Annotated in this window: 10 protein-coding genes; 8 read left to right on the top strand and 2 right to left on the bottom strand. The window is 45.6% G+C overall.

Annotated elements, in window-relative coordinates; all coding sequences use genetic code 11:
* Positions 1-36 precede the first annotated feature (36 nt).
* Genes aspS through gatB form a run of 4 tightly spaced genes read left to right on the top strand, consistent with a single transcriptional unit; the run spans position 37 to position 4,598 of the window.
* Positions 37-1,368: an aspartate--tRNA(Asn) ligase gene (aspS, locus tag B5F53_RS11080; protein WP_087223369.1), complete on the top strand. Its 1,332-nt coding sequence runs from the start codon at positions 37-39 to the stop codon at positions 1,366-1,368.
* A 13-nt stretch (positions 1,369-1,381) separates the two neighbouring features.
* Positions 1,382-1,672, top strand: a complete 291-nt coding sequence (gene gatC / locus B5F53_RS11075) for an Asp-tRNA(Asn)/Glu-tRNA(Gln) amidotransferase subunit GatC (protein ID WP_087223367.1) — start codon at positions 1,382-1,384, stop codon at positions 1,670-1,672.
* Positions 1,673-1,682: 10 nt separating this feature from the next.
* A complete protein-coding gene (gene gatA, locus B5F53_RS11070) occupies positions 1,683-3,158 on the top strand; it encodes an Asp-tRNA(Asn)/Glu-tRNA(Gln) amidotransferase subunit GatA (RefSeq protein ID WP_087223365.1) in 1,476 nt (491 codons plus the stop codon).
* Positions 3,159-4,598 carry an Asp-tRNA(Asn)/Glu-tRNA(Gln) amidotransferase subunit GatB gene (gene gatB / locus B5F53_RS11065; RefSeq protein ID WP_087223363.1) on the top strand — a complete coding sequence of 480 codons (1,440 nt, stop codon included), beginning with the start codon at positions 3,159-3,161 and terminating at the stop codon, positions 4,596-4,598.
* Positions 4,599-4,687: 89 nt separating this feature from the next.
* Here gatB and ald read toward each other — a convergent pair whose 3' ends face one another.
* Positions 4,688-5,800 carry an alanine dehydrogenase gene (gene ald / locus B5F53_RS11060; protein ID WP_087223361.1) on the bottom strand — a complete coding sequence of 371 codons (1,113 nt, stop codon included), beginning with the start codon at positions 5,798-5,800 and terminating at the stop codon, positions 4,688-4,690.
* A 287-nt stretch (positions 5,801-6,087) separates the two neighbouring features.
* Between ald and argH the strand changes: the two genes are divergently transcribed.
* The 4 genes from argH (at position 6,088) to B5F53_RS11040 (ending at position 11,495) form a co-directional block, all read left to right on the top strand.
* The gene (gene argH, locus B5F53_RS11055; protein WP_087223358.1) at positions 6,088-7,470 is read left to right on the top strand and encodes an argininosuccinate lyase; all 1,383 of its coding nucleotides are present in this window, start codon (positions 6,088-6,090) and stop codon (positions 7,468-7,470) included.
* Between the two features lie 128 nt (positions 7,471-7,598).
* On the top strand, positions 7,599-8,684 hold the full coding sequence (gene asd / locus B5F53_RS11050; RefSeq protein WP_087223355.1) for an aspartate-semialdehyde dehydrogenase: 1,086 nt from the start codon (positions 7,599-7,601) through the stop codon (positions 8,682-8,684).
* A gap of 130 nt (positions 8,685-8,814) precedes the next feature.
* A complete protein-coding gene (locus tag B5F53_RS11045) occupies positions 8,815-10,818 on the top strand; it encodes a DNA topoisomerase (protein ID WP_087223353.1) in 2,004 nt (667 codons plus the stop codon).
* Positions 10,819-10,829: 11 nt separating this feature from the next.
* Positions 10,830-11,495: a UDP-N-acetylglucosamine pyrophosphorylase gene (locus B5F53_RS11040; protein WP_087223351.1), complete on the top strand. Its 666-nt coding sequence runs from the start codon at positions 10,830-10,832 to the stop codon at positions 11,493-11,495.
* Positions 11,496-11,511: 16 nt separating this feature from the next.
* On the opposite strand, the gene B5F53_RS11035 is transcribed toward B5F53_RS11040, so the two are convergent.
* The gene (locus B5F53_RS11035) at positions 11,512-12,222 is read right to left on the bottom strand and encodes a TraX family protein (protein WP_087223349.1); all 711 of its coding nucleotides are present in this window, start codon (positions 12,220-12,222) and stop codon (positions 11,512-11,514) included.
* Positions 12,223-12,408: the final 186 nt, after the last annotated feature.

The raw sequence follows: 12,408 nt of genomic DNA, 5'->3' as shown, positions 1-12,408 counted from the left end.
CCCCAGGTTTTTTATTTCGAGGAAGGAGGATTCCCAATGGAAATGCTGACAGGAATCAGAGAAAAAGAAATTTATACCATACAGGAACTGACAGAAGAGAAAGGCAGCCAAAAACAGGTAACGGTGGAAGGAACCATACACAGCATCCGGGATATGGGAGAAGTAGTATTTGTGATCTTAAGAAAACGGGAAGGACTTCTCCAGACCGTATTCGAAAAACAAAAGGTTTCCTTTCCCTATGAACAGTTAAAGGAAGGCGCCTGCGTCCTGGCAAAGGGACAGCTGCAAAAAGAAGAACGGGCGCCTCACGGAGTGGAAATCGCTTTGAAAGATGTCTGTCTGTTATCATCTCCCTGCGTCAGTCTGCCTCTTCCCATTGATAAATGGAAACTGAATACTTCTGTGGAAACCAAGCTGAACATGCGCCCCCTGTCTTTGCGAAACGTACGGGAGAGGGCTGTCTTTAAGCTGCAGGAAGGCATTGTAAGAGCTTTTAGGGACTTTCTCTATAAACAGGGATTTACAGAGATTCATACGCCGAAAATAGGGGCCAGAAGTGCAGAAGGCGGTTCCAACCTGTTTAAGCTGGAATACTTCCATAAGCCGGCCGTACTGCAGCAGAGTCCCCAGCTTTACAAACAGATGATGGTGGGCGTCTTTGAGCGTGTCTTTGAGACAGGCCCGGTCTTTCGTGCAGAAAAACACAATACCAAACGCCATTTAAACGAATATACCAGCCTGGATTTTGAAATGGGATACATCCGGGATTTCCGTGAAATTATGGAAATGGAAACAGGATTTCTCCAGTATATGGAAGAACTTTTAAAGAAAGAGTATCAAAAAGAGCTGAAACTTCTGAATATCACTCTTCCCAAGACCAGTGAAATTCCCTGTGTCCGTTTTGACGAGGCCAAGGAACTGGCAGCCCGGGAATACCACAGAAAAATGAAAAACCCCTATGATCTGGAACCGGAAGAAGAGCAGCTAATCGGAAAATATTTTAAGGAAAAATATGATGCAGATTTCGTCTTTGTAACCCATTATCCCTCGAAAAAGCGACCGTTCTATGCCATGGACGATCCGGAAGATGCGAGATTTACCCAGAGCTTCGATCTGCTGCTTCACGGACTGGAGGTAACCACCGGGGGACAGAGAATTCATGACTATCAAATGCTTGCAGATAAAATTGAAAAAAGAGGGATGACCCAGGAAGGACTGGAGACTTATCTGAACGCTTTTCGCTGGGGAATGCCGCCTCACGGCGGCCTTGGGATCGGGCTGGAACGTCTGACCATGCAGCTGATACAGGAAGAAAACATCCGGGAGGCCTGCCTCTTCCCAAGAGACATCAACCGGCTGGAACCGTAAAAGGAGAGAAAATATGGTAAAAATAGATGACGAAACAATGGATTATATCGGAATACTGGCAAAACTGTCTCTGAATGAAGAAGAAAAGAAACAGGCTCAGAAAGATATGCAGAAGATGCTGGATTATGTGGAAAAATTAAATGAACTGGATACCACAAAGGAAGAGCCTGTAACCCATCTGTTCCCCATGGAAAATGTATTTCGGGAAGATGTGGTTACCAATGAAAATCAGAGGGACGAGATGCTTGCCAATGCCCCGGGACAAAAAGAGGGACAGTATCAGGTTCCCAAAATTGTGGAATAGGAGGCGCCGAATGGACTTTAGAGAACTTACCGCATTAGAATTGGGAAAGAAAATCAAAAACAGAGAAATATCAGCCAGGGAAGCTGTGAAATACACCCTGGAACAGATTGAAAAAAAGGAAAAATCCTGCCATGCGTTTTTGCATGTAATGGAAAAGTATGCCTATGCACAGGCCAGAAAAGTAGAGGAAGGACAAAAAGAGGGGCGTTTCCAGGGACCCCTGGCAGGAGTGCCCATTGCCGTTAAAGACAACATCTGTATCAAAGGAGTGCCCGCTACCTGTGCCTCCAGAATGCTGGAGAATTTTGTACCCACTTATACTGCCGAGGCCGTCAGGAGGCTGGAAGAGGCGGGGATGATTCCCATTGGTAAAACCAATATGGATGAGTTTGCCATGGGAAGCACAACAGAGACTTCCGCCTTTGGCCCTACCTATAATCCATGGAATAAAAACCATGTCCCCGGCGGTTCTTCCGGGGGTTCCTGCGCGGCAGTAGCTTCCGGTGAAGTTCTGTGCGCCCTGGGTTCAGACACCGGCGGCTCTATCCGCCAGCCGAGCGGACACTGCGGAGTTACCGGGCTGAAACCCACATATGGATCCGTATCCCGCTATGGACTCATTGCCTATGGTTCTTCCCTGGATCAGATTGGACCCATCGGAAAAAATGTAGAAGACTGTACGGCCATACTTGAGATTCTGGCGGGAAAAGATGAGAAAGACGCCACTTCCATGGAGAGAAAGGAAGAAACATATGCAGATTTTGATGGGGAAGGAATCTGCGGAATGAAAATAGGTATTCCGAAAGAATATTTAATGGAAGGAATTGCCGAGGGAGTGAAAAGTGAATTTATGGAGGCCGTCCGGGTACTTACCGAACAGGGAGCTATCGTAGAGTTCTTCTCCCTTGGACTGGTGGACTACACCATACCGGCTTACTATATTATTGCCTCGGCGGAGGCCAGCTCCAATCTGGAGCGGTTCGACGGGGTAAAATACGGATTCCGCAGCTCCGGTTATGAGGGACTGCATGAGATGTATAAGAAGACCCGTTCCGAGGGATTCGGAGCGGAAGTGAAACGGAGGATTATGCTGGGCTCCTTTGTATTAAGCTCCGGCTATTATGACGCCTATTATCTGAAGGCGCTGCGGGTCAAAGGGATGATACAAAAGAGCTTTCAGAAAGCCTTTCAGAAGTATGACGTACTTCTGGCTCCCGCAGCTCCGGACACCGCGCCTGCTATTGGAACCAGCCTGGAAGACCCGCTGAAGATGTATCTGGGAGATATTTATACAGTGGCAGTGAATCTGGCCGGTCTGCCGGGAATCAGCGTTCCCTGCGGCCTGGATGAGAAAGGGCTTCCGGTGGGAATCCAGTTTATTGGTGACTGCTTCCAGGAGAAACAGATGCTGCGGGCAGCCAGGGCTTATGAAAAGGCCAGAGGAGATTTTCTGCTGCCATATGAACAGGACAGGGAGGGAGAATAGATGAAACAGGAATATGAAACCGTAATCGGATTAGAGGTCCATGTGGAGCTGGCCACCAGGACAAAAATTTTCTGCGGCTGTTCTACCAGGTTCGGGGCAGAACCAAATACTCAGACCTGTCCGGTCTGCACAGGAATGCCGGGGTCCCTTCCGGTGTTGAATAAACAGGTGGTGGAGTTTGCCGTAGCCGCAGGTCTGGCAGCAAACTGTAAAATCCGCAATGTATGCAAATTTGACCGAAAGAATTATTTCTATCCGGACAATCCCCAGAACTACCAGATTTCCCAGTTGTACCTGCCTATCTGCTATGACGGATGGGTAGAAATTCAGACAGAAAGCGGAACGAAAAAAGTCCGGATCCATGAAATGCATATGGAAGAAGACGCGGGAAAACTGATTCACGATGAATGGGAGGACTGTTCCCTGGTGGATTATAACCGAAGCGGCGTCCCTCTGATTGAGATTGTTTCAGAGCCGGATATGAGAAATGCAGAAGAAGTGATTGCCTATCTGGAGAAACTGCGGATGATGATGCAGTACTTAGGAGTGTCTGACTGTAAATTGCAGGAAGGATCCATGAGGGCGGATGTGAACTTATCTGTGAGAAAAGCAGGAAGTTCTGAACTGGGAACCCGTACGGAGATGAAAAATCTGAACTCCTTTAAAGCCATTGCCAGGGCCATAGAAGGAGAGAAGGAGCGGCAGATAGAACTTCTGGAAGCAGGAAAGCCGGTTATCCAGGAAACCAGACGCTGGGATGATAATAAGGAGTCTTCCCGTGCCATGCGTTCCAAAGAAGACGCAAAAGACTACCGCTATTTTCCCGATCCGGATCTGCCGCCGGTGCTGGTTTCTGAAGAATGGATTGCACAGATTAAGAGCCGCCAGCCCCAGCTTCGGGAAGAAAAAGCCGCATATTTTCAGGAGGAATACGGACTGTCTTCCTATGATGCCGGAATTCTCACCGAGTCGAAGCATCTGGCAGATCTCTTTGAAGAGACGGCAGTCTTAAGCCGTCAGCCGAAAAAGGCGGCCAACTGGTTTATGGGAGAGCTTTTGCGTCTGAGAAAAGAAGAAGGAATGGAGCCGGAGGAGATTCAGTTTACACCCGGACATTTATCCGATCTGATTCTTATGCAGGAAAGAGGAGAGATTAACAATCAGACAGCAAAAGACGTATTTAAGAAAATTTTTAAAGAGGATCTGGATCCGATTCCTTATATTGAAGAACACCACTTAAAAATCGTAAAAGACTCGCAGATGATCAGTGGGATTGTAGAAGAGGTATTGAAACAGAATCCGGATTCCGTAGAACAATACCGAAACGGAAAAGAGAAAGTAATGGGATTTTTCGTGGGACAGGTTATGAAAAAGACAAAGGGAAAAGCTGATCCGGCTGAAGTAAGCAAATGTCTGAAAGAAAAGCTGGCAGAATTTTAAATTTTCCGGGAAACAAAAGGCGGCTGTCAGGCTGAGATTTCCAGCCTGACAGCCGCCTGCTTAAAACAGGAAAAGATGGAATCGTTATTCTAGAATAAACTCTTCGGATCGGTATAGTCCATATTGTAGCTGAGGGCAACGTTTTCGCAGGTTAAAGCTCCTTCATAGGTATTAACTCCGGAATAGAGTACATCATAACCGCGGCATGCTTCCTCCAGGCCTTTGGATGCGATCATCAGACCATATTTTAAGGTAGCGTTGGTCAGTGCGATGGTGGAAGTTCTCGGAACGGCGCCCGGCATATTTCCTACACAGTAATGAACCACTCCGTCTACCTCAAAGGTTGGATTGTCATGATAGGTAACTTTTGTAGTTTCACAGCATCCGCCCTGATCTACAGCCACATCCACGATTAAGCTGCCCGGTTTCATAAGTTTCAGATATTCCCGTTTAATTAATTTGGGAGCGGCCTTTCCGGGGATCAGAACGCTTCCGATAACCAGATCTGCGGTGGACAAAGCTTCTTCAATGTTGGCGTCTGTACTGTAGAGAGTCTGGATTCTTGCTCCGAAAACGTCATCCAGATAGGCCAGACGTTCCAGATTAATATCCATAATCGTCACATCGGCGCCCATACCAACGGCGATCTTGCAGGCATTGGTACCAACGGTTCCGGCGCCCAGAATCACAACTTTCGCTTTCGGGGTTCCAGGTACTCCGGATAATAAAACGCCGGAGCCTCCGAAAGGTTTTTCCAGATATTTGGCGCCTTCCTGAATGGAGAGACGGCCTGCAATCTGGCTCATAGGAGCTAAAAGAGGAATGCTGCGGTTGCGTTCAATCAGGGTTTCATAGGCAACACTTTTAATTCCGGAAGAAAGCATAGCGTCGGTCAGAGGACGGTCAGCGGCCAGATGCAGATAAGTAAACAGGATTAAGTCTTTACGGAAATAAGCATATTCTTCCGGCAGAGGTTCTTTCACTTTTATCATCATATCGCAGCCATCCCAGACTTCCTTTGCCGTATCCAGAATCTTTGCGCCTGCTTTTTCATATTCTTCCGTGGAAAATCCGGACCCCACGCCGGCATCCTTTTCAATGAGTACTTCGTGGCCGGCATTTACGTAAGATTTCACATTAGAGGGAGTCATGCCCACACGGAATTCATTGTTTTTAATTTCTTTCACACATCCTACTTTCATTGTAAAATCCTCCTTAAAAAACTTATATAGTATTTTTCATCCCTTCTGTAAAGTATTATAAACAAGAATGAAAGAACAGTCAATTTATAAATTTTGCGCATAAGTATCTGAAAATTGCGTATTAGAAGGAATTAGGATAAAAATTTTTACGGGAGGTGCATTTTTTCAGAATTTATAAGGCGAAAAACCGGTCAGCGTCCTATTTTACCTAAAAAATAGGGTGGACTTCTGATCGGAAAAAATGTAGTATTAATTTATCAAAAAATAGAAAGAAAAGAGGAAAGACTATGGCTCAATTGTGGGGCGGACGCTTTACAAAAGAAACAGATCAGTTAGTATATGATTTTAATGCATCTATAACTTATGATCAGAAATTTTACCGTCAGGATATTCGGGGAAGTATTGCCCATGTAACTATGCTGGCGAAACAGGGAATTTTAACAGAAGCAGAACGGGATGAAATCATCCGCGGACTGCAGGGGATTCTGGAAGATGTGCAAAGCGGCGCGCTTAAGATTACGGAAGAATACGAAGATATTCACAGCTTTGTGGAGGCAAATCTGATTGAACGGATTGGAGATACCGGAAAGAAATTACATACCGGACGAAGCAGAAACGATCAGGTGGCTTTAGATATGAAGCTTTATACCAGAGATGAAATCCAGGAACTGGATCGGCGGCTGAAGGATTTGCTGGAAGTTCTTCTGAGAATTATGAAAGAGGAAATTCACACGTATATGCCCGGGTTTACTCATTTGCAGAAAGCCCAGCCCGTTACGGTGTCCCATCATTTCGGTGCGTATTTTGAAATGTTTAAAAGAGACCGGGGACGTCTGGCCGATATTAAAAAGAGAATGAATACCTGTCCTCTGGGGGCCGGAGCCCTGGCGGGAACAACCTATCCTCTGGACCGGGAGTATACGGCAGGTCTGCTGGAATTTGACAGCGCGACCTTAAACAGTATGGACTCTGTTTCAGACAGGGACTATTTAATTGAGCTGTTAAGCGCTCTATCTACGGTAATGATGCATCTGAGCCGGTTCTGTGAGGAAATTATCCTGTGGAACTCTAACGAGTACCAGTTCGTGGAAATTGATGACGCTTACAGCACCGGAAGCAGTATTATGCCCCAGAAGAAAAATCCGGACATTGCAGAGCTGGTAAGAGGAAAGACCGGGCGCGTCTATGGGGCGCTGGTTACCCTTCTGACAACCATGAAAGGGATTCCCCTGGCTTACAACAAAGACATGCAGGAGGATAAGGAACTGACCTTTGACGCCATTGATACGGTGAAAGGGTGTCTGACCCTGTTTACAGGAATGATCGATACCATGGAATTTAAGAGAGAAAACATGGAGGCAAGCGCGAAAAACGGATTTACCAACGCCACGGATGCAGCCGATTACCTGGTAAATCACGGAGTGCCCTTCCGGGATGCCCACGGAATTGTAGGACAGCTTGTTCTGCGCTGCATTGAAAAGGGAATTTCCTTAGACGATCTCTCTCTGGAAGAATACAAATCCATCAGCCCGGTATTTGAAGAAGATATTTATGAAGCCATCAGCATGAAAACCTGTGTGGAGAAGCGAATGACCCTGGGAGCGCCGGGAGCGGCTGTGATGGAACAGGTAATTGCAAGGGAAGAAGCCTATCTGCAGGAAGAAGCATGAAAAGGGATAAATTTGCATAAAATTTCAAAAAACAGTTGCATTTTTGATAAATCTGTTGTAGTATGTACAAGAAAGACAAATGTTTGCGAAGGAAAGACATTTGAATAAGTAAGAAGAGGATGAAGATTATGAGTGAAAAATTAAGAGTCGGAATTTTAGGAGCAACCGGTATGGTAGGCCAGAGATTTATCTCTCTTTTGGAAAACCATCCCTGGTTTGAAGTAGTTACTTTGGCAGCCAGCGCAAGAAGCGCAGGAAAGACTTATGAAGAAGCTGTAGGCGGACGCTGGAAAATGGATACTCCAATGCCGGAAGCAGTGAAAAAAATGGTAGTTATGAACGTCAATGAAGTGGAGAAAGTAGCTGCAACCGTAGATTTCGTATTCTCTGCAGTTGATATGTCCAAAGAGGAAATCAAGGCCATTGAAGAAGAATATGCAAAGACAGAAACACCTGTGGTTTCCAATAACAGCGCCCACAGATGGACACCGGATGTTCCGATGGTAGTGCCGGAAATCAATCCGGAACACTTTGAAGTCATTGAATTCCAGAAGAAACGTCTGGGAACTACCAGAGGATTTATCGCAGTTAAACCAAACTGCTCTATCCAGAGCTACGCACCGGCTTTAACTGCATGGAAAGAATTCGAGCCTTATGAAGTGGTGGCTACCACATACCAGGCAATTTCCGGAGCAGGAAAAACATTTAAAGAATGGCCGGAAATGGAACATAACATCATTCCGTACATTGGCGGAGAAGAAGAAAAGAGCGAAAAAGAACCATTAAGACTCTGGGGAGAAATCAAAGACGGCGTTATCGTTCCGGCACAGGAACCGGTAATTACCTGCCAGTGCGTACGTGTTCCTGTATTAAACGGACACACCGCAGCAGTCTTTGTAAAATTCAGAAAGAAACCAACCAAAGAGCAGTTAATCGAAAAGCTGCGTGAGTTTAAGGGAATTCCTCAGGAACTGGAACTTCCCAGCGCACCGAAACACTTCATTCAGTATCTGGAAGAAGATAACCGTCCTCAGGTATCAGAGGATGTGGACTTTGAAAAAGGCATGGGTACTTCCATCGGACGTTTAAGAGAAGATACCGTATATGATTATAAATTCATCGGATTATCTCATAATACCGTTCGCGGCGCTGCCGGCGGAGCTGTTCTGTGTGCAGAGACATTAAAAGCAAAAGGATATATTCAGGCGAAATAATCCGGAAAAAACGATCGTTTCAGGGGTGACTCTCTGAAACGGTCGTTTCGCTTTTTTGGAAATCTTGTTATTTCAAAAGGAAGATGCTATAATAGACCTGATTTTTTAGAAAGACGGACAGAAAGAAATTATGGGAAAATCTTTATACATAGCGGAAAAACCCAGCGTAGCGCAGGAATTCGCGAAAGCTTTAAAAATCAACGGAAAACGTCAGGACGGTTATCTGGAATCTGAGTCAGCGATTGTAACCTGGTGTGTGGGTCACCTTGTAACCATGAGTTATCCGGAAAAATACGATCCCAAGTACAAAAGGTGGAGTCTTGATACCCTGCCTTTTTTGCCGTATGAATTTAAATATGAAGTGATACCTTCCGTGAAAAAACAGTTTCAGATTGTCAGCCGTCTCCTGAACCGGAAAGATGTGGATACCATCTATGTATGTACGGACTCCGGGCGGGAAGGAGAATATATTTACCGTCTGGTGGAGCAGGAGGCAAAGGTCTGTGGAAAAGAGAGAAAGAGAGTCTGGATTGATTCCCAGACAGAGGAAGAAATCTTAAGAGGAATCCGGGAGGCAAAGGATTTGTCTGCCTATGATAATCTGGCACAGTCCGCCTATTTGCGGGCCAAAGAAGATTATCTGATGGGGATTAATTTCTCCCGTCTGCTGTCACTGAAATACGGAAACAGTATTTCCAATTACCTGCATACCAAATATCAGGCCGTTTCCGTAGGAAGAGTCATGACCTGTGTCCTGGGAATGGTAGTAAGAAGAGAACGGGAGATCCGGGAATTCGTTAAAACCCCATTTTACCGGGTGCTGGCAGAGATTGCTCTGGAAGGAAGAACCTTTGAGGGAGAATGGAGGGCAGTGGAAGGAAGCCGGTATTACCAGTCTCCCAGACTGTATAAAGAAAATGGTTTTAAAGAGGAAAAAGATGCCCGCAGCCTGATACAGGAACTGGAAAAGAACGCGCCCTTAAAAGGGGTGGTGGAAAAGGCGGAAAAGAAAAAAGAAAAAAAGAATCCGCCTCTGCTGTTTAATCTGGCAGAGCTTCAGAATGTCTGTTCCAGATTATTTAAGATCAGCCCTGATGAAACCCTGCGGATTGCCCAGGAACTGTATGAGAAGAAACTGGTCACCTATCCCAGAACCGACGCCCGTGTATTATCAGGGGCCGTGGCCAAAGTAGTGGGACGAAATATAAACGGACTGAAAAATTATGGACCCGTTTCTGACTTTGCCCGGGAAATTCTGGAATCAGGAACGTATAAAACCATAGGAAAGAGCCGTTACACCAATGATAAGCAGATAACGGATCACTATGCCATCATCCCCACAGGACAGGGAATCTCTGCCCTTTCCGGCCTTTCCCAAACAGCGCAGAGAGTCTATGAGACCATTGTCAGAAGGTTTTTAAGTATCTTTTATCCGCCTGCAGTCTATCAGAAAGTCAGTATTCAGACGAAGATCGGCCAGGAATCCTTCTTTGCATCTTTTAAGGTTCTGGTTTCCGAGGGATATTTAAAGGTGGTTCCAAACACGGTATCCAGAAAGAAGGCAGAAGAGGAAGAGCCGGAGAATGAAGATCCGGCCTTTCTGGAAGCGTTGCAGAAAGTAAGAAAGGGTGGTATACTGCCTGTAAACGGTCTGAAAGTAAAAGAAGGAGAGACCTCTCCTCCCAAACGTTATAATTCCGGCTCCCTGATCCTGGCAATGGAAAATGCCGGTCAGTTGATTGAAGATGAAGAACTGCGGGCACAGATAAAAGGAAGTGGAATCGGCACAAGCGCCACCAGGGCAGAAATACTGAAGAAACTGGTAACGATTCAATATCTTGCCCTGAATAAAAAGACCCAGACCATTACTCCCACACTGCTGGGCGAGATGGTTTTCGATGTGGTAAACTGCTCCATTCGCTCTCTGCTGAATCCCGATTTAACGGCAAGCTGGGAGAAGGGTCTGACCTATGTGGCAGAGGGAACCATAGAGCCGAAAGAATATATGGATAAACTGGAAAACTTTATACGAAGCCGTACGAAACAGGTGCTGGATTCCAATTTCCAGTATGCCCTTCGGGGCTGTTACGACAGGGCGGCGGCCTGTTACGAAAAAAATAAAAAAGTCAATTAGGAGGTTGAACCATGAAAAGTTATACCATTGAAAACTTGCTGGATTTAAACGAAACCATTGCGGCGAAGCTGTTTGAAGGCAAAACCTATCCCTGGGAGGTACTTCCGGAGATTGGAGATTTTATTAAAGAACTGGGAAAGACATTAAGTTTGCAGGAATACGATTATAAAGAAGGGGACATCTGGATTGCCAAAAGCGCCAAAGTAGCTCCTACCGCCAGCATTACCGGACCGGCAATTATCGGAAAAGAAGCGGAAGTCCGCCACTGTGCCTTCATCCGCGGCAAAGTAATTGTGGGAGAAGGAGCTGTTGTAGGAAATTCTACCGAATTAAAAAACGCCGTATTATTTAATAAAGTTCAGGTACCTCACTATAACTATGTGGGTGATTCCGTACTGGGTTATAAGGCTCATATGGGAGCCGGCTCTATCTGCTCCAATGTTAAATCCGATAAAAAACTGGTGGTGGTGAAAGCAGAAGGCGAATCCGTGGAAACAGGTCTGAAGAAATTCGGAGCTATGCTGGGGGACCAGGTAGAAGTAGGCTGCGGTTCCGTTTTAAACCCGGGAACTGTAATCGGAAGAAACTCCAATATTTATCCCCTCTCACCAGTCAGAGGCTGTGTACCGGCAGACAGCATTTACAAAAATGCAAAAGAAATTGTAAAGAAACAATAAAAAAGACCCCTGAATTTCAGAGGCCAAAGAGCAGGTGTCTCAGACACACCAGCAAAATCATATGGACAGGATAAAAGCCGTAGAAGAAATACTTCGCGGCTTTTCCTTTTATAAATCCCCGCTCTCCGTTATAAAAGTGGATAGGAAGAAAGGCAAAGCAGGCCGGCCATTCCCAGTACAGGCTGATGCAGGCCAGTAAGGTTCTCTCCGCAGGACGAAAGGCAAAGAAATAAAGAATCATAAGAAGCACGAACCCCCGGTAATCGTAATCTGCCTTCAGAATCATGGAAGCGGCAAATCCGGCTGTGGCAGACAGAATCTGCAAAAGAAGCTGATTCTGAAAGCGTTCCAGAGCACAGAAAACCAGAAATCCCAGTAAAAGGGTAAAATATACATTTTGATTTTCCCAGCGTCCGTCTGTGGAAAACATATAATTAAAAGGAATTTCGGAGATCAGGGCAAAAAGAAAAAGATTTCGCGCATATCGGAAACGGCTGGAAGTATGCCGGAATCCTTCTACCAGAAGAAAACAGAAGATGGGAAAGGCAATTCTTCCGATGGTTCTGGAAATCTGATAGAGGGTGGTGGAAAACCCAAACAGAGAAACGGGCTCCAGGGCCGAAGGCCAGTATCTCAGAATTACCAGACCGGTATGGTCAATAAGCATGGTAATGACTGCAATCAGTTTTAATCCGCTGTTGCTGAAAGAAATTCTGCGACGTTCCATGGGGCTCCTCCTTTCTCGGAAAGTTGTAACTATGCTGACAGCCGTGCTTGAAATATTATAGCATAAAAGGTATACTAAAAGATAGTCAGTAATAGAAAAGGAAAGCAGACCTAAAATGAAATTTTAAATTCCACTCCTTTAATGAGGTGTAGAGTTTACTCCTGCACAGTTGATATTTACTCTTTC

The organism is Blautia sp. An249, from assembly GCF_002159835.1.
GTDB lineage: Bacteria > Bacillota > Clostridia > Lachnospirales > Lachnospiraceae > Blautia_A > Blautia_A avistercoris.
The sequence above is the reverse complement of the archived record's forward strand: the minus strand, read 5'-3'. Positions and strand labels throughout refer to the sequence as shown.